Genomic DNA, 17,992 nt, shown 5'->3' with positions numbered 1-17,992 from the left:
TCTTCCTGTATGAAAAGCCTGATCCGAACAAGGGTTAGGCTTTTTGCATGGCTGTTTATGCTTGATCAGAAAGATGAGGATACACCTAGAGATTGAAGGAGATAACCATGAAAGAATTTCGCATGTATTTGAGGTTCGTTAAGCCCTATCGGTGGCTCGTTGCATTTACGCTACTGATCGGGATGTTTAAGTTCGCAATTCCCCTGGCTGTACCCCTATTTCTGCAATATGCTGTTGATAATATTTTGCTAGCTGACCTACCTAAGGATGATAAAATATCGCGTCTTCTGGAGCTAATCGCGGTTTCCTTCGTCCTATTCGTTATTGTTCGTTATCCCATCGAATACTTCCGGCAGTATTTTGCGCAGCTTACAACTAGTAAAATTCTATTTGATTTACGTAATAAGCTGTACGCGCATCTGCAGCGACTATCGTTACGGTTCTATCAGGAACGTAAATCTGGGGAAATCATTTCGCGGATGATTAACGATGCTGAGCAGACGAAAGCGATTGTTGAGACGGGTATGATGAATATTTGGTTGGACATGTTCACTCTCACAATTGCGTTAATCATTATGCTGACTATGAATGCTACATTGACATTGGTTGCCATTCTAGTTTTGCCTTTCTATGCCATAGCAGTCGTGAAAATGTATCGCAGATTAAAAGCCTTTGCCCGATCCCGTTCGGCTGCTCTTGCGGACATGCAAGGGTATTTGAGTGAGCATGTTGTGGGCATACCAGTAGTAAAAAGCTTCACGTTGGAGCAGCATGAGAAAGAGCAATTTGGAATTAAAAATGGGGAATTTCTGAAAAGGGCGCTCGCCTTAACGCGTTGGAACGCTTTGACTAATGCCATTATTAATACGCTTACGGAAATTGCACCGCTGTTAGTGTTACTTGGAGGCGGTTATCTCGTCATTACAGAAAGATTAACGCTAGGAGGATTCGTTGCCTTCTTCGGCTTTCTCGATCGTTTATACACGCCTCTTCGCAGACTAGTGAGTGCTTCTAATGAGCTGACTCAAGCGTCCGCATCTTTAGAGAGAATAATGGAGCTACTGAATGAGCCAGTGGATATTAAAGACGATCCCAAAGCGCTGCCGCTCTCTAAAGTGGTTGGTCGAATTGAATTTCAGCAGGTGTCCTTTCGCTACCGTGAAGAGACGGATTATGTATTACGAGACATTGAGTTAACGATTGAGCCAGGACAAACGGTTGCTTTCGTTGGAATGAGTGGTGGAGGGAAGTCTTCTCTTATTAGCCTGCTTCCGAGATTTTACGATGTTCAGCAAGGTGTAATCCGTATTGATGGCCAGAATATATCTGAAGTCACACAGCTTAGCTTGCGCTCTCAGATCGGAATGGTGCTCCAGGATAACATTCTGTTTAGTGGCAGCGTACGTGAAAATATTATGCTAGGAAATCCCCATGAAACAGAACATGCGATGCAGAATGCGGCGTTACGGGCGAATGCGCATGATTTCATTATGAGCTTGCCGCAGGGCTATGAGACCGAAATTGGGGAACGGGGCGTTAAGCTTTCTGGGGGACAGAAGCAACGAATTGCGATTGCCAGAGTATTTCTTAAAGACCCAGCTATATTAGTGCTCGACGAAGCGACGTCTGCGCTGGATCTGGAATCGGAGCACCTCATTCAGGAATCGCTCCAAGCTCTTTCAGATAACCGCACGACACTTGTTGTTGCTCATAGACTTTCAACTATTACTCATGCAGACCAGATCATTGTTATTGAACGAGGCGAGATTGTGGAAAGAGGCACGCATGATTATCTCATGGAGCTAGGTGGAGCATACGCAAGGCTATATAATGTTCAGAATTTATAGCTAAGGAGTCGATTGTGTGAAGGGCTCGAATACATTGCCATTCCATCCCGTCATTTCTTCGTGGTTTACTGGGTCGTTCGGGGATCCGACCGATGTTCAGCTCCGAGCCTGGGAGTCCATTATGGCAGGTCAACATACTCTCATTGCGGCTCCTACCGGATCAGGAAAGACATTGGCTGCCCTACTTCCCTGCTTGGATAATCTAGTGCGTTCGAAATCGCCAGGAGGCGTTCGGATTCTCTATCTGACACCACTTAAAGCATTGAATAATGATATTCATCATCACGCGCTACAATTTGTCGAGCAATTGGACGCTCTAGCTATGCAGCAAGGTGCTCAATGGCCGGGAATTCGCTGTGAGGTTCGGACAGGTGATACTAGTCAGAGTAAGCGTGCTTCTATCTTGCGTAATCCACCTGATTTACTTATTACGACGCCTGAATCTTTGTTTTTGCTGCTCACATCGGTTAAAGGACGGGCAATTCTAGAAAATGTGGAGCAGGTTATTGTTGACGAGATACACGATTTAGCAGCAGACAAGCGGGGCTCCCATCTTTCTTTAACGTTGGAGAGGTTAGCTTATCGTTGTGCGAGACCGCTTCAACGTATTGGCGTTTCGGCGACGCAAAAGCCGCTTGAGCGAGTTGCCCGTTTTCTTGGAGGCTGGGAGCTGGCGGAAGAGCCTGTCGCTATGGTTGAGAGCATTGCTGGAGCGGTGGATGGCAGAGCTATGCGTCCACGTCCAGTAAAGATCGTGGAGAGTACAATGAGCAAGAGTATTAGTGTGCTCATTACGATGCCTGATCAGAGCAGGCCTGCGGCCACTAGAGAGGCAGTGTGGCTGCCGCTTCTAGACAGAATCGTGCAAGCGATTGAAGGCTGCCGGTCGGTGCTTATTTTTGTTAATAGTAGGCGGCTATGCGAGCGGCTTTGCTTGCGCTTGAACGATCACGTTGGTTATGAAATGGCCAGGTCCCACCATGGAAGCATCTCTCGTGAGCGTCGCCTAGAGGTGGAGAGCATGCTTAAGGAGGGAAGCCTGCGCTGCATCGTCGCTACCTCATCGTTAGAGCTTGGCATAGATGTAGGTCATATTGATCTGGTCATTCAGATCGATTCGCCTCAGGAGGCTGCACGCGGGATCCAACGTATCGGTCGTGCAGGACATGCGGTGGGGGAAGCTAGTCAGGGTGTAATCATAGCTCGGCAGAAAGCTGTGCTGCCCGAATTAGCGGTGCTAGGCAGACAGATTGCTCTTCGCCAAATTGAGGATATTCGTATTCCTCATGGTCCGATGGACGTTCTATCCCAACAGGTAGTAGCGATGGTCGCAATGGATGACTGGGACACACACGCATTGCATCGCCTTATTTTACATAGTGATAGCTACCATGATTATTCGCTGGCACGTTACGAGGAGATGCTACAGGTTTTAGGGGGATTTTATCCTTTCGTAAGACCTCTTATTGAGTGGGAACGCGATACGAACCAGCTAAGAAAACGAAGCAATACAGCAATGGCATCCATAACGGGCGCGGGTACGATACCTCAGAGTGGTGGATATCCTGTTCATCATCTAGAGAGCAGAGCACATCTCGGTGAGCTTGACGAAGAGTTTATACAGGAAAGCCGCGTCGGGGATGTTTTTCAATTAGGGACAAGCTCTTGGATGATTCGGGATATCCGCAATGATCGGGTTTATGTGTCTGAAGCGGGTAATCGGTTTAGCGAGATTCCATTTTGGCGAAATGAGGCAGGAAGCCGTTCGTACGAATTGGGGAGGAAGATTGGTGAGTTCTTAAGAACACTTTCCGACCGGATGGTGCTTACGAACGATGAAGGAGTGGAAAAAGATAGCGAAGCGGAGTATAACGATGAGATCTATGAATGGCTACAGACAAGCTATGGGATGGATAGAGTCTCCTCAGAAGAAATGCTAGCGCTTGTTCGTTCCCAACACAGAGCATGCGCACTCCCTACGGATAAGCAAATTGTCATTGAGTATTATCGCGATGTAATGAATCAAACGCACGTTATCATTCATAATCATTGTGGCAGAACGGTTAATCGTGCGTGGCTATTAGCTATTGAAAGGAAATTCGAGCAGCTACTGCCTTATAAGCTGTATGGGAATGCAAAGGATAATGGCATCGAGCTCGTCATTCCTGAGTGGGATGCGTCATGGCTACAGATGATCAATCAGGTGACACCTGCTAACCTTGAGCAATTGCTTACTGAAGCGATAACAGGTTCTCCTTTGCTCGGTATCGCGTTCCGTAGGATTGCAGAGACATCGCTACTGCTTTCCCGAAGCTTTACCCGCACACCGATGTGGCAAAAGCGGCTGCGCAGCGAAGAGCTACTCAGAGGGGCGTTGCCCTATGCAGAGCACTTTCCCTATTTAAGGGAAGCGATGTCGGAATGTCTTCATGACTACTTAGGCTATGAAGAATTGAAATACCAGCTTGAGAAGCTGGTAACGGGAGAAATGTCCATAGTCGTACGCGAGACACCATTTCCTTCTCCTTTTGCTGCACAATTTTTAGCCGATTATGTCAATATGAGAATTTACGAAGGAGACGGATTGGACGAGACCATTCGTCTACAATTGCTAAACGTGAGTAAGGAGCTGGCGGGTCAGTTATTTGACATCAGCTCAACAGGAAATGCCATTAACGATGAGGTAATAGAGGAACAAAATCGTGCAATGAATGAGCCTGAGCTTTCTCCGCGGAATACCGATGAATTGGCAACACTTCTTAAGCGCAGAGGGGACTTAACTGCGAATGAGATCGTTAAGCTAGCAGGGGAATCGGCCCTTAGCTGGCTTCAGCTACTACATGAACAGGGACGGGCTATCTCGTTGAATCTTACTGGAGACGGTGAATTTCGTTGGATTTCGTCTGACGAGCGAGAAGTATATGCCGATTTTCCGGAAACAGCGACCGCTATTACATTTGTCATCGGTAGATATGTTGATTACTTGATTTCATTCACAGAAGCCGAGCTTTGTGAACGCTATCCTTCGTTAACGCTCAATTCCGCGAAGAAAGCAGTCGAGCAAATGCTCGAAAACGGAATGATCGAGCGGGCTCCGCACGCTGCAACAGAGGATGAACGGTTATGGACGAGCTCCAAGGTTGCATCACGTCTCGTTCGATTGTCTATTCGTCATGCCCGCAATCGGGCAGATCCAGTCGAGCCAGCAAGATGGTGCAGCCAGATCGCCTTTATGCAGCATGCTCTCCAAGGGACTCAGCAACAAGGCAGTGAGGGCCTTTTGACGGTTATTGAGCGGCTGCAGGGCTTATTTCTACCCTTGTCTCACTGGGAGTCTATCATATTCCCATCGAGGGTATCACCGTATCGTAAGGAGCACCTGGATACGTTATGCGCGTCCGGTGAGGTCCTCTGGATGGGACGTAAGGAGGAAGGGGACAAGGAGGGGAAGGTTGCTTTCTTCCTCACGGAGTCTAAGCCTTTGTATGCTCCTTTCATTAATCAGACAAGCGCAGAACTAGCTCCATGCAAGCATCCACGATTGTTAGAGCTTCTAGAAGTGAGTGGTGCCACCTTCTTAACTCGACTGAGTAGAGAGATGGACAAACCACCTACGGAATTGCTCGCGGATCTGCTGGAGCTCGTTTGGGAAGGCAGAGTTTCCAATGACCAGTTTGCACCTCTTCGACTTCAGATCAACAAGAAGCAAGCCAATTGGGCTAAAACAGGCTCTGGACTTGGACGATGGTATGCAACGAGTTCTCTTCAAGAGGATACGGCTGCTTCAGATAGCAATAAGACATCGGACTCAGCAGAAAAAGATTCTCCAGTGCTAATATGGACACATCATTTGCTTAAAGTGTACGGATTAATTAACAAAGAGCTGATCGCTAGAGCCTCGCCCTTTACTTGGGACACTTGTTACCCTGTTCTAAAAAGGCTAGAGGAATGGGGCGTCCTGACAAGGGGGGCTTTCATTCGAGGAATACCTTCTCTCCAGTTTACAACACGCGAGCTAAACGATTCCGTGAGACAGCCGCTACCCGATATATCAGACAACCGCGCAACAATCTTATGCTCAGCAGATCCAGCTAACCCTTACGGTCTAATGATAGACTGGCCTCAGGGAGCACAGGGAGCACAGGGAGCATCCGGAACCCCCGCTATATCGTTCTCTCGTAAGCCGGGAAACTTCTTGCTGTTGAAGGACAATCAATGGGTATTATGGATTGAAAACAATGGGAGAAAAGTATATCAGGTTTCTACAGCTGACGAGAATGAGAAGGATGTTCCAATTGATCATCTGGTGAAGCTTTTACAATCGGCTTTTCAGACGATCATTCAAAGGAGAAAGATCGTTAAGCTCAAGGTGGAAATGTGGAACGGCGAACCGATTATTGACACGGAAATGGGCAAAGCTCTTATGAAGCAGGAAGCAGAACGCGATTTACGCTCACTTGTATTCTGGTCCACCTAATTTATCTAAATCCTAATACGATTTATGGGACCAGGGATGTTTTTCTAGTGTACAATAGGACTAGAAATCATCCATTTTAGGGAGATGTTGAGATGTTAAACGAGAATGTGCTTTGGGAGGGTAAGCCTTTTAACTACGGGATTCCAAGCTTTACTCGTTATCAGATCACTGAGCGAAGAGTCATCGTGGAGAAAGGTATCTTCACTAAGAGGCGAGAAGAAATTCAATTGTATCGTATACGGGACATAACCTTGAAACGGAATTTGCTAGAGAGAATATTGAAATTTGGAGACATTACGATATATTCTACGGACACTACAACACCAACGTATATGTTAAGAAACATTCGGGACAGCATAAATGTAACAGACCTTCTGGGCCAGGCAGCTGAGAATGCTAGAGTAAAAAACAGAGCTCAGGAGCTTACTGAAATTCAAGTTCAATAATTCATCGACAGTCCGTATTCTTCATGCGGTCTGTCTTTTTTTATTTAAATTAGACAAGTACCAAATGAAACAAACCCACATTAACGTCAAACCGTTGCTTTCTTAGAAATTGTTTTTCTATGGTATTCATTAAGTGAGTAAATAGTCGAGGAGCCACTGTTAATCAGTTTGTCGATAGCCGCTGCTGGATCATATTGGTTGATACTACGGAAGCGATATTCATAGAAGTATTTATGTTTACTCGTTGGGGAGACGTGCCGGTAATGCCTTTTTATGAACAACCCTGCTTTATTAACCATTTTATGCTTTCCTTTCTTAACGACATAAGGAGTAGCATGCTTGTCGTTAGGCAACCAAAAGGAAAATAAAGCATCATATTCAGCTCGGAACATGGCGTATCGGACTTGATCCAGCAAGCGAAGCGCGGTGCGATATTGGACTTGAAGTGTTTTGGCTATTTTGCGAGCTGAGCATTGTTCACCAGAGGCAACCCAGTAGAAGGTGAGCAGCCAATAGCTGAGCGGCAGCTTCGTACGGTGCATAACCGTATTGGCTGTAATAGAAATTTGAGTCCTACAATTAGAACACTCATACAAATGACGAGTTAGAATGAGGGTATATTGGTTTTCTCCGCATTTCGTACAAATGAAACCACGCGGCCAACGAACCTGAAAGAGATAGTCGCGACAGGCTTGCTCATCCGGGAATTGCTCCATAAACCTTCGAATGGACATTGCACGCATTTTACATACCTCCGCAACTAGTGGGAACGTTTGTTTTCATTTTACCACAAGGAACATATGTTCGTAAATTGATTTTTTGGAAGTTTTAGGTGAAAAATTGGCAGACAGGTATGTGTAGTTCACTCAGGAAGTCCGAAGAGGAGAGGGGCACGTGAACGAGCTACACATATGGGTTGGCAGACAGGTATGTGTAGTTCACTCAGGAAGTCCGAAGAGGAGAGGGCAGCGTGAACGAGCTATACATATAGGTTGGTGGTAGACGGATATGTGTAGTTCACTTAGGAAGTTCGAAGAGGAGAGGGCCACGTGAACGAGCTACACATATAGGTTGGTGGTAGACGGATATGTGTAGTTTACTCAGGAAGCCTGGGGGGCGGAGAGGGGTTAGTGAAGGAACTACACATACGGGTTGGTTGGCAGAGAGGTATGTGTAGTTCACTCAGGAAGCCCGGGGAGAAGAGGGGCTCTCGCGCGTGAAAATTTAGGCGGGTAAAAAAAGGTAAAATGAGTAAACTAGAACAGACGAATCTTGATAGACCGCTTATAAATCGGATAAAGCCACTTGACTCCATTCGGAGTTAGGGTATCTGCAATGAGATGAGACGCATATCCTGCAACGGAAACAAACATAATGCCATCAATCTGAAGCTGATTCTCTAGCCCCAAGCCTATAGCTCCCCATGCGCCAAGAGCCCATAGGGTATGAGTCATTCCCCGATGCTTTAACCAAGGAGCCCATGCGATGAACAATCCAAACCCTATAAGCCAATTCTGCTGGGAATCCCAGCCTGCATATAGAAGGGTTAAACCTACCACGCTGACTAAAGCATTCCGGATGGTTCCTTCTTTAGTGACGAGTCCTAGAATGAACATGGCAACGGAGATAGTGGTGAACACCGGATAGAGCTTCTCTTGAGCGATGTACATGTAAGATAAGATGGCAACGAGGCCTACACCTGCAAACATCACGAGGTTACGCAACAGCTTGGACAGCTTACTCAATTTGCCGCTCAATAGACTAGGTCCATCGAGATCAGCACTTAATGCCGAAAAGCTAGCGATGGAAAGGTACAACAGGTCATTGTTCAAATTAAACGGGTAAATCAAACATGCGGCAGCCCCAATGGCCCCGCCAATAGCAAGATGAGTCTTTCCTTTCATAATTCCCTCCACTGACTGAACGTGATGATCATTCTTATGCTGCTAAATTACAGGTTATACAAACGTATGTTTGCTTTTGTATTATACATTCATTTGTACCATGGTCGACAGCTTAAGTGCATTATGAGAAAAAGTTAATGAAGGTAACGCGGTGAAAAGGAAGGTCTCAAAACCGCACTGCTAGCGGGTTTATTCCTAGTAACTGGACAGTTATAGGTCTCTCGGAGATACGACAAATTAACAATTAATATTCACTTAAAGAATGACAAGCATTTCATTCGCATATATGTACAATCAAGCCTATATAACTGCGATTAGCCTTCACTATTCCAAGAAAGAGGTGTCGTGATGCGTAAAAAACTCATGCCGCGAGTGTTTGTTTATTTGTTAGGTGTAGCTGTGCTGTTGACATTAGGCTTGCGATTTCAAGTCTCAAGCACTAAAGATGACAGCCCTTCAACCCAAGACCTCTATTTACAACAATCGTTATCGCCAATAAGCACGAGATTCATTCTCTCACCAAAGTCAGGAAAAATTGCTGATGTAATGAAAGGAACCCAAGTAGTAGGGGAAATACTAGCTGAACCGCAATCTGCATCAACGCCAAAGCCGAAGCAGGTTAACGAAGTACATATCGCTGCGGTGCCTAAAGTTGCAAATACATATGAGGTTACGTCCTACTACTTAAATGTACGTGCGAATGCTTATAATAAATCGAAAATTATCAACGTTATTAAAAAAGGAACATTACTTGAGATTACGGAAACGACCAAGAATGGGTGGCTAAGAATTAAGGGTGGGGGATATGTTCACGGTGACTATGCTAAGGCAATCGCACCGGAGCCGATCGTAGATCAGAATGCTGAGGATCTGCAGGTAATAGCGCCTACTGAGATTGTGGATACAATTGAGTCCTCTGGTTCCCAAGAGCCGGATCAGCCTACTTCGGCTGTCAGAACAGAATCGGGATTAAGTGAGGCAGATATTGCGCTTATTTTCGATGGAACGGCCCTGGCGGGAAATGGACTCGAAGAAACAATACTAGAGGTGGAGGAGCAGTATGGCATCAATGCCTTCTTTACTATTGCGGTAATGAAGCTCGAAAGCGGCAACGGAAGCAGTCGGCTAGCTAAAAACAAAAACAATTTATTTGGACTGAATGCATCGGGAGATAATGCACACAAAAATGCCTATAGCTTTGAAACAAAAGGGGACAGCGTACGTAAGTTTGGGCAGCTGCTTTCCAAAAACTACGTCGGTAAAGGGTACACGACTGTAGAGAAGATTGCAACGAAATACTGTCCCGTGAATTCGAAATGGTCTGGCCTAGTTAAAAATATTATGCAAAAGGATTACGGCAAGCTGGGTGTTATTTGAATCAGAGCAGGGGGTTATTTGAACCAGCCCTTTTCGTTAGAGCGCTTAATGGCTTCAACGCGGTTGCTCACGTTAAGCTTGTCCAATATGATCGAGATGTAATTGCGGATTGTCCCGGTTGTTAGATACAGCTCGTTAGCAATTTCCTTCGTGTTTTTCCCATCGGCGATCAGGCCTAGAACCTCTTGCTCTCTGTCTGTAAGAGGATTGCCACTCTCGCCGCCAAAGGCTTCGTCAACTAACTCTGGAGCGTAAACACGCTTACCGGCTAGCACGCTGCGAATGGTACTGGCAAGCTCGTCGCTCGGGCTGTCCTTCAACAAATAGCCACTGACACCGGCCTTAATGGCACGATCGAAATACCCAGTACGTGCAAAGGTTGTCAAGATGATGACCTTACAAGGATGATCCTTCAATTCTTCGGCGGCCTCAAGGCCGCTCTTTCCCGGCATTTCAATATCCATTATGCAAATGTCGGGATTATATAGGTTCACAAGCTGTAAGGCTTTCTCGCCATCAGAGGCTTTTCCCACAACCTCCATGTCATCTTCCAAATCCAGTAACGATCCGAGAGCTCCCAGAAGCATACGCTGATCTTCAGCGATTACGATGCGAATCATGTGATGTCCTCCTTATCGGGCCGATTAATGTTTCGGGGAATTCTTGTTAGAATTGTCGTACCCTCCGTCAAAGAAATCTCAAGCGTACCATTAACGAATTCCAATCGCTCCTTCATCCCTTGAAGGCCATGTCCTTGCTTGAAATTCAGCTCATCCGCATTTCCCATCCCATTGTCTTGAACCTTCATAATCATTTCTGTTTTCGTCTGCTCCAAAGTTAAGGTGCAACAAGAAGCTCCGCTATGCTTGACCACATTATTTACGGCTTCCTTCAGGCACATGCTTAGCACATTTTCAGACAGGAGAGAGACATTGGGCAACGACTGGTCTCCTTCTATAAAAAACTCAATTTGAGCTGCTTTAAGAATTTGTTTAATATGGATGATTTCATCCTCAAGTCTTGTACCACGCATCCGTGAGACTAACAGCCGGACTTCCTTCAAAGCAGTTCGGGCGGTTTGCTGCACATCCTTAATCTCTGAACGAGCTCGATCTGGATTTTTGAGAATAAGCTTGTGGGCCAGATCACTCTTAAGTCCAATAAGCGATAACTTCTGTCCAAGAGTATCGTGAAGGTCACGGGCTATACGTTGCCGTTCTTCAATCTTCACAAGCTCGGATATACGGATATTAGCATCTTTAAGCTGCTCCTGAAGCTCGCCCCTTTTGTTGCGGCTGTAGTTACCTAAAGGGATGAGAATGACTGCGAGCAGGCTTATTAAGATAAAAGGTGTTTGTGTAAGAAAAAATTTGTCCTGTAAAATGAAGCCTAGATTGACGGTAATAAAGCTGGTCACAATATGAATCGTATACAACGTAATAAATCCAGCCTTGTTCTGAATGTTTCCAATAAAGAAAGCTAGAAAAAAAGAAAAATACGCGTAGCCGAACACAAGGGTCATGGCGATGGAAATAAGAATTTGAATGCTTGTTCCTACATAAACGGGCCAACCCTTCGCATTCAAGGTCAGCCGATAGCAGTAGAAGAACAATATGATCATCAGTATTCCGGACACTATCTCAAGATCACTTGATGCCCGGAATATGAAGTAAAAAGGCAATATACTAAACATGAGAAAAACGTAAGGGCTAATGCCGGAGCTTTTTAGAAAACCCTGAAGCTTATTTAACCTCTTAGTCATCAGTAGCGCTCCTAATGTGGTTCACAGACTTTTTCTTTATTTTATCATAAACTCTAACTTGTCATGCTTAATGCACAAATCAACAACAATACTTCTAGGCTACTTCTCCACCAGCTGGTGGTTTATTTTTTGCCCGAGCTAGCGCAGCGGCTGCCCCATTCTTGCCTAGCAGATGCTTGATTTGTTTGAAGCTAACGAATGCTTTATTATCTTCATCCCACAGACGGAAGTTAAGTGCTTTGAGACTCGTTCCAAAAGTAATTGTAGTTGCATGCTGCAGCGGAGGGACAGCGTTATGGGCCTGCTCCAGATTGTAGTTAGGAACTCTAGGGCTCAAATGATGAACATGGTGAAATCCAATGTTACCTGTCATCCATTGTAGCAATTTAGGAAGCTTGTAGTAGGAGCTGCCTTCGACAGCTGCTTTCACATAGCTCCATTCCTCTTCGTTCTCAAAATAAGAATCCTCGAATTGATGCTGAACATAGAACAACCAAATGCCAAGTGCTCCCGAAAACCAGAAGATAGGTGCCTGGATAAGCAGGAAGTTCTGCCAGCCGAGTGCCCAACATAACAGACCGTATAGGACAATAATTCCTGCGTTAGTAATCCAAGTATTGATGCGCTCCGCACGTTTGGCGCCTTTGACGTTAAAGCGGTAATTGATACAGAAAATCGCAATAGGACCAATGCCGAACATGACAAAGGGACTCCGATAAAGGCGATAGTAAACGCGTTTCCAAAATGAGGTTTCGAGATACTCATCGACAGTCAATAACCACATGTCACCAATTCCGCGTTTATCTAGATTGCTACTAGTCGAGTGGTGGATCGCATGGCTATGTTTCCATTGCTGGTAAGGGAACAAAGTGAGAATTCCAGTAATGGTACCGAGAATATCATTAGCCTTACGACTCTTGAAGAAGGAACCATGACAGCAATCGTGAAACACGATAAAAGTCCGGATCACAAATCCGGAAGCAAGGATGATGAAAGGTAGAGCTAGCCAATAAGAAACTGATAAGCTGAGATAAGCTGCAGCCCATAGAATGAAAAAGGGTGGCAGTGTATTAATTAGTTGTCGGATACTCGATTTAGTATTAGATTTTTCGTAAGGAGAGACTCCTTTTTTTAACTGTGCATGGTTAGGATTGGACATTGTAGTTCCCTCCTCGAAATGTTAGCGTAGTCTAGTTAGACAGCAGAGAGTAACTACTGTAATACACATTGTACAGGTTAAAGAGAATGATGATTAGTCATAAGTGTCAGTTGTTCCATATGACAAATGTCATATGGAATGATCGCGGAGGCATAAATAGAGGATTTGGTCGGATTTTGTCTAATAAATATACTATAACAACCTAGATTGATTTCGGAGGAAAGTATCGTGTCCATTAAAACAAAGCTTTCCCTGTTAATCTCATTAATCGTAACGATTATTCTTACATTGAATATATCTATTTACTATTATTCCTCGAAATCAGAGCTTCAAGCGAATACAAAGCAGGAAATGCTTACGATTGCTAAGCAGGTTGGGACAAGCTTAGAAGCGGCGGAGAAGTCCAAGAAGTATATGGAGGATATGCTGGGTGAGAAGCTGCGCGCTGTTGCTGTTGCTGTTAAGAGCGAGCTTGATCCTCAAATCGATAACGTAACCAACGAGCAGCTCGTTGCGCTTAGCCATAAGATGGAAGTGGATCATATTTCGCTTTGGAAAAGAACAGGCGACAATATCGTTGTGCTTAAATCATCCGAGCCAGAAGAGGTAAATACGAACTCCAAAACCTGGGACTACTGGTACAAGGCCTTTAATCAATTATTCGATGACCACAATGTGACCATCCCCCAGGGGCAAAAGCTGCTCAATTATTGGTCTGGACCTTACCAATATGCGTCTTCTGATCCTTCTCATGTCAACAAATGGGGATATTATTATGACGGAACGACCGATTACATGATCAACCCGTATGTCAATGCACAGGTTTTTATCGATTATGAGAACAATACGGGTACTACTGCGCTAATCCGCAATTTGCTGCAGGACAATCCCAATATTGTTGGGATAAACGGTTTTGACCCAGAGTTTTTTGGTAAGCCGGAAATATTGAAGTTAAAAAAGGGAAGGTTAATTCATAACTTGGATGTTCGAGCGATTCCATTCGGACAATATACAAATATAGTCGGAAGCAAAGACGCGTTTCATGTTAAGCGGGCTTCACGATCTGGTAGAATGATCACAAGTACGGAGAAAATGGATGGCAAAAGTATCATTAAGAGCTTTATCCCATTAAGAGATGGAAATCCTATCATTATCGGTGTGAACTTCGACTATAGTGCGATTAAGAAAGCCTTAAACCGTCAGCTATTCATTCATTCGACCATTTCGATATGCTTGATTATCGTCTCTTGGTTCGCGAGTTATTTCATAGCAGGCTTGCTCATACGACCGCTTCGTCATATTTTGGCCAATGTTAACGAAATCGCTGAAGGAAGGTTTATTAGCAAAATTGCTATTCGCAGCCATGATGAGCTTGGGTTGTTATCCTCTCGAGTGAATGCAATGGGAGATAACCTGCAAACCTATATGGGAAGACTTCAGGATTCAGCTGAGGAGCTAAGAAGCACGAAAGAATATTTGGAATCCTTCGTCAACCAAACCTCTGATGCCATCCTTGTTACGGATCTACAAGGGAATGTGGGCCGGGTTAACAATGCTTTCGAGAAGATGTATGGCTGGCATACCTCTGAGGTTCTGGGCAGGGTTCTGTCACACATTCCGGAAGCGCAGCTCAAGGAGTATGAGGACATACTAGAGAGTATAGGTCAAGGGAAATCAGTAGCAGATTATGAAACCATTCGTCATATAAAAAGCGGTGAATCTATAGAAGTCAGTATAACGGTATCCCCGATTCACGATGTGAAAGGGGTAATCGTAGCTGTAGCTGAAATTTCAAGAAACATAACGGCGCGTAAACAAACGGAAGAGGTTATACGCCGATCGGAGAAGCTATCTGTTGTTGGACAGCTTGCAGCCGGAGTCGCTCATGAAATTCGCAATCCGCTGACAACATTAAGGGGGTTCGTACAGCTAAACAAACAGCAAGGCTCTTTATCAGATACTCATTTAGATATTATGTTATCTGAGCTGGATAGAATTAACTTTATCGTTAGCGAGTTTTTAGTGCTAGCTAAACCACAAGTCAGCGAATATGAACAAGCCGATATTCGAAACATACTTAATGATATGATTTCGTTGCTCGATTCGCATGCAAGCTTTATCAATGTTCATTTCGAAACATCGTTCGAGCAAGATATTCCGCTAATTGCTTGTGAAGTGAATCAATTAAAGCAGGTATTTCTTAATATTTTTAAGAATGCTATAGAAGCGATGCCTACTGGTGGAATAATTACTGTTAAGCTGCATTATGTTCAGTCGGATGAAGCTGTTGTCATTAGGATCATCGATCAAGGTCGCGGAATTTCCACTGAGGAGATGCCTCGCTTGGGTGAGCCGTTCTTTACGACTAAGCCTTCCGGCAACGGTCTCGGACTTATGGTAAGTCAACGTATTATCGCCAACCACAAAGGGACAATAGTTATCAGCAGCAAGCTTGGGGAAGGAACATGCGTGGAGATTAGACTGAAGGTAAATAGAAGCTAAAGGGCTTAGGGTGTGTGCTCAATCGATATAAAAAAAGCATTCCAGAAGTTGATCACTTTTGGAATGCTTTTTTATATGCTTACGCCCGAATGTGGTAAACACACTTGCTGCCGCCTTTGGCCAAACAATCAGATCGTTCCACCTTGGCATCGAGCAGAGATTTGAACAGGCTTAGCTCGCAGCTACAGGCATGATTATACTTGTTGGCAACTTGATAGATCGGACAATTATATTCAGTTAGAATATACTCCTCATGACCGCTCTTCTCCCAAGAAGCCATATACCCGTTCTCGTTCTGAATATCGGAAAGCATAGCTACCTTACCTTCAAGATCGCGACCCTGCATTTTATTTTCCAGCTTCTTCAACAAAGATATTTTCCTAAGATCAAACAACCGATTAACCATCTCTTGGCCTGAGTCGCCTTCAAGCTCTGAGAGGAGGTCGAGTGCAACCGCGTGGTATTTTTTCGGAAAAAAATCCTCTGCCTTCGCAGATAAGCGATAGACAGCTGTAGGTCTACCCATCGGCAGCCTAACTGTTGTGGATTCAATAAGCTCGTCTCGCTCCAGAGCGGAAATATGACGTCGAACGGCCATACCTGTTATCCCTAGCTGGGCGGTAATATCCTTCGTGCTTAGCTCGCCCATCGTTTTGAGCATCTGCATAATTCTCTCTCGGGTAGACAAATCCTGCTCAGCATTCACTTCTACCACCACCTGATTCTACCAATGTTATTAACTCGATGAGGCAACTGCTGCTCTATCATGTTCTTCACAATCTGTTGAGCAATAACCAAGCTTTGTCGTCTCACACTCTTCACAAACGAGATGCTGTAGATGGCAGGTATCGTCTTCGCAATTAATATATCGATCTGTTGGCTTAGCACAATGATGACATTCCCCAACAAGAATATGCTCATCGGTCTGATTAATCCGCACGGAAACCCGCTCATCAAAGACGTACAAATTGCCGTCAAAGCCTTTGCCCTGAACTTCAGGGTCTTGACCATACGTTACAATGCCGCCATCCAGCTGGAAAACATCTTTAAATCCTTCATTGATGAGAACAGCAGTGAGCATTTCGCATCGGATGCCGCCTGTACAGTAGGTTAGAATCTGCTTATCCTTATGCTCGGCAAAATTTTCACGAATCCATTCAGGGAATTCACGGAATGAATCTACATCCGGCTTGATCGCATTACGGAAATGGCCGAGGTCATATTCATAATCGCTTCTTCCATCCAGAATAATAACATCGTCTCTTTGCATATACTCGTGAAATTCCTTCGGTTTAAGTCTTCCACCACCGTCGGTATTTGGATTAAGCTTCTTGTGGTATCGAAGTGTGACTAATTCTTGCTTGTAGCGTACGAATAGCTTCTTAAATGAGTGACCTTCAGACGGATCTATTTTAAAGACAATATCAGAGAAAAGAGGATTCTTCTGAATGTCTGCCATATAACGCTCGGTTTGTTCAATCGTTCCCGATAACGTTCCGTTGATTCCTTCGTCAGCTATTAATATACGCCCTTTAATTCCAAGCTCTTTGCAATATTGAAGATGCTCTGCGGCGAAAATCTCGGCATCTGTAATGGGTACATATTTATAGAAGAGTAGAATTTGGTATTGGTTCATAATCATATTCACCTTTCAAAAATTGATTTGGAACACAGAAGGGCGGAAGAAAAAGAGGTTCCTTTCTCTTCCGCCGTGTTTCTAGGCACGTTGTCATTTATCGCTTTATTTTTATATTTTAGAGTGTTGCGCATACATAGTCAACATACAAGTTTACAATGTGTGACATAATAGTGAGAAATCAATTAATGAGAGCGTAGGCTAAAAGCAGGATATTAGTTTTTCGCCACTTGACATACCCCGTGGGGGTATATTAGAATGGGATTGTGAGGTGGTCACATATGGCTGAAGAGCACAAAGTAGACAATGTTCAAAATGCTCACGATGATCATTGTTCTGCCAATTCGAATGATAAGGATCAGGAAAGAAAAAGCCATCATTCGGATAAAATGAAGTCGAATCTCATTTCAAGATTGAATCGGGTTGAAGGACAGATTCGCGGGATTAAAGGACTTATTGAAAAGGATACTTATTGTGATGACGTACTGAATCAGATTGCCGCTGCCCAGTCAGCGCTTAATAGCGTTGGAAAGCTACTGCTTGAAGGTCACATGAAAAGCTGCGTTGTCGATAGAATCCAGTCTGGTGATCACGAGGTCATTGATGAATTGCTGATTACGGTTAATAAATTAATGAAATAATACATTTTGGAGGGATAATAGATGTCAAATATTACATTAAACGTACAAGGAATGTCCTGTGGTCATTGCGTAAGCTCAGTAGAAGGTGCGATGAAAAACCTAGGTGCAGAGGCTAAAGTGGATCTTTCCAAAGGTTCTGTCTCGATTAGCTACGACGAAGCTACAACAACTGTAGAAGCGATTAAAGAGGCTATCGAGGATCAAGGGTACGATATTGTCTAATTACATTCGGGGTCATCGT

At 44.5% G+C, this 17,992-nt stretch carries 14 protein-coding genes; 7 read left to right on the top strand and 7 right to left on the bottom strand.

Going from position 1 to position 17,992, the window contains the following annotated elements; translation table 11 throughout:
• The first annotated feature begins 107 nt into the window (after nucleotides 1-107).
• From KCTCHS21_RS17700 to KCTCHS21_RS17690, 3 genes are all read left to right on the top strand, one after another.
• Nucleotides 108-1,847, top strand: a complete 1,740-nt coding sequence (locus KCTCHS21_RS17700) for an ABC transporter ATP-binding protein (protein WP_130611185.1) — start codon at nucleotides 108-110, stop codon at nucleotides 1,845-1,847.
• A 16-nt stretch (nucleotides 1,848-1,863) separates the two neighbouring features.
• Nucleotides 1,864-6,324 (top strand): DEAD/DEAH box helicase, encoded by a 4,461-nt coding sequence (locus KCTCHS21_RS17695; protein WP_130611182.1) that lies wholly within the window; start codon nucleotides 1,864-1,866, stop codon nucleotides 6,322-6,324.
• 92 nt (nucleotides 6,325-6,416) lie between these two features.
• Complete coding sequence (locus KCTCHS21_RS17690; RefSeq protein WP_130611179.1) at nucleotides 6,417-6,770, top strand: PH domain-containing protein; 354 nt, start codon at nucleotides 6,417-6,419, stop codon at nucleotides 6,768-6,770.
• An 86-nt stretch (nucleotides 6,771-6,856) separates the two neighbouring features.
• On the opposite strand, the gene KCTCHS21_RS17685 is transcribed toward KCTCHS21_RS17690, so the two are convergent.
• Both KCTCHS21_RS17685 and KCTCHS21_RS17680 read right to left on the bottom strand, forming a co-directional pair.
• Nucleotides 6,857-7,513 (bottom strand): transposase, encoded by a 657-nt coding sequence (locus tag KCTCHS21_RS17685; RefSeq protein WP_130611176.1) that lies wholly within the window; start codon nucleotides 7,511-7,513, stop codon nucleotides 6,857-6,859.
• 513 nt (nucleotides 7,514-8,026) lie between these two features.
• Complete coding sequence (locus tag KCTCHS21_RS17680; RefSeq protein ID WP_130611173.1) at nucleotides 8,027-8,674, bottom strand: metal-dependent hydrolase; 648 nt, start codon at nucleotides 8,672-8,674, stop codon at nucleotides 8,027-8,029.
• 348 nt (nucleotides 8,675-9,022) lie between these two features.
• On the opposite strand from KCTCHS21_RS17680, the gene KCTCHS21_RS17675 reads away from it, so the two are divergent.
• Nucleotides 9,023-10,051 (top strand): glucosaminidase domain-containing protein, encoded by a 1,029-nt coding sequence (locus tag KCTCHS21_RS17675; RefSeq protein ID WP_130611170.1) that lies wholly within the window; start codon nucleotides 9,023-9,025, stop codon nucleotides 10,049-10,051.
• Nucleotides 10,052-10,065: 14 nt separating this feature from the next.
• On the opposite strand, the gene KCTCHS21_RS17670 is transcribed toward KCTCHS21_RS17675, so the two are convergent.
• From KCTCHS21_RS17670 to KCTCHS21_RS17660, 3 genes are all read right to left on the bottom strand, one after another.
• Nucleotides 10,066-10,671: a response regulator transcription factor gene (locus tag KCTCHS21_RS17670; protein WP_130611167.1), complete on the bottom strand. Its 606-nt coding sequence runs from the start codon at nucleotides 10,669-10,671 to the stop codon at nucleotides 10,066-10,068.
• Nucleotides 10,668-11,813, bottom strand: coding sequence for a sensor histidine kinase (locus KCTCHS21_RS17665; protein ID WP_130611164.1), 1,146 nt, complete (start codon nucleotides 11,811-11,813; stop codon nucleotides 10,668-10,670). The genes KCTCHS21_RS17670 and KCTCHS21_RS17665 overlap by 4 nt, the downstream gene beginning before the upstream one ends.
• Before the next feature lie 94 nt (nucleotides 11,814-11,907).
• Nucleotides 11,908-12,972 carry a Delta(5) desaturase DesA gene (locus KCTCHS21_RS17660; RefSeq protein ID WP_130611161.1) on the bottom strand — a complete coding sequence of 355 codons (1,065 nt, stop codon included), beginning with the start codon at nucleotides 12,970-12,972 and terminating at the stop codon, nucleotides 11,908-11,910.
• A gap of 228 nt (nucleotides 12,973-13,200) precedes the next feature.
• Here KCTCHS21_RS17660 and KCTCHS21_RS17655 point away from each other — a divergent pair, with 228 nt between their 5' ends.
• Nucleotides 13,201-15,474, top strand: coding sequence for an ATP-binding protein (locus tag KCTCHS21_RS17655; protein WP_232057869.1), 2,274 nt, complete (start codon nucleotides 13,201-13,203; stop codon nucleotides 15,472-15,474).
• A gap of 79 nt (nucleotides 15,475-15,553) precedes the next feature.
• Here the strand turns inward: KCTCHS21_RS17655 and KCTCHS21_RS17650 are convergent, their stop codons facing one another.
• A complete protein-coding gene (locus KCTCHS21_RS17650; RefSeq protein ID WP_130611156.1) occupies nucleotides 15,554-16,180 on the bottom strand; it encodes a helix-turn-helix transcriptional regulator in 627 nt (208 codons plus the stop codon).
• Nucleotides 16,181-16,210: 30 nt separating this feature from the next.
• Nucleotides 16,211-17,116 carry an oxygen-dependent tRNA uridine(34) hydroxylase TrhO gene (gene trhO, locus KCTCHS21_RS17645; RefSeq protein WP_130611153.1) on the bottom strand — a complete coding sequence of 302 codons (906 nt, stop codon included), beginning with the start codon at nucleotides 17,114-17,116 and terminating at the stop codon, nucleotides 16,211-16,213.
• A gap of 275 nt (nucleotides 17,117-17,391) precedes the next feature.
• Here trhO and KCTCHS21_RS17640 point away from each other — a divergent pair, with 275 nt between their 5' ends.
• Nucleotides 17,392-17,751: a metal-sensitive transcriptional regulator gene (locus tag KCTCHS21_RS17640; RefSeq protein WP_130611150.1), complete on the top strand. Its 360-nt coding sequence runs from the start codon at nucleotides 17,392-17,394 to the stop codon at nucleotides 17,749-17,751.
• A gap of 21 nt (nucleotides 17,752-17,772) precedes the next feature.
• Entirely contained in the window at nucleotides 17,773-17,973 is a 201-nt protein-coding gene (locus KCTCHS21_RS17635) for a copper ion binding protein (RefSeq protein WP_130611147.1), read from the top strand.
• Nucleotides 17,974-17,992 lie beyond the last annotated feature (19 nt).

This window comes from Cohnella abietis, assembly GCF_004295585.1.
In the GTDB taxonomy this organism is placed as follows: Bacteria; Bacillota; Bacilli; order Paenibacillales; family Paenibacillaceae; genus Cohnella; species Cohnella abietis.
The sequence above is the reverse complement of the archived record's forward strand: the minus strand, read 5'-3'. Positions and strand labels throughout refer to the sequence as shown.

Excerpts from the sequence above, each read along its gene's own strand:
- KCTCHS21_RS17700 (WP_130611185.1), top strand. The coding sequence starts at position 108 with ATGAAAGAATTTCGCATGTATTTGAGGTTCGTTAAGCCCTATCGGTGG.
- KCTCHS21_RS17690 (WP_130611179.1), top strand. The coding sequence starts at position 6,417 with ATGTTAAACGAGAATGTGCTTTGGGAGGGTAAGCCTTTTAACTACGGG.
- KCTCHS21_RS17685 (WP_130611176.1), bottom strand. The coding sequence starts at position 7,513 with ATGCGTGCAATGTCCATTCGAAGGTTTATGGAGCAATTCCCGGATGAG.
- KCTCHS21_RS17680 (WP_130611173.1), bottom strand. The coding sequence starts at position 8,674 with ATGAAAGGAAAGACTCATCTTGCTATTGGCGGGGCCATTGGGGCTGCC.
- KCTCHS21_RS17675 (WP_130611170.1), top strand. The coding sequence starts at position 9,023 with ATGCGTAAAAAACTCATGCCGCGAGTGTTTGTTTATTTGTTAGGTGTA.
- KCTCHS21_RS17670 (WP_130611167.1), bottom strand. The coding sequence starts at position 10,671 with ATGATTCGCATCGTAATCGCTGAAGATCAGCGTATGCTTCTGGGAGCT.
- KCTCHS21_RS17665 (WP_130611164.1), bottom strand. The coding sequence starts at position 11,813 with ATGACTAAGAGGTTAAATAAGCTTCAGGGTTTTCTAAAAAGCTCCGGC.
- KCTCHS21_RS17660 (WP_130611161.1), bottom strand. The coding sequence starts at position 12,972 with ATGTCCAATCCTAACCATGCACAGTTAAAAAAAGGAGTCTCTCCTTAC.
- trhO (WP_130611153.1), bottom strand. The coding sequence starts at position 17,116 with ATGATTATGAACCAATACCAAATTCTACTCTTCTATAAATATGTACCC.
- KCTCHS21_RS17640 (WP_130611150.1), top strand. The coding sequence starts at position 17,392 with ATGGCTGAAGAGCACAAAGTAGACAATGTTCAAAATGCTCACGATGAT.
- KCTCHS21_RS17635 (WP_130611147.1), top strand. The coding sequence starts at position 17,773 with ATGTCAAATATTACATTAAACGTACAAGGAATGTCCTGTGGTCATTGC.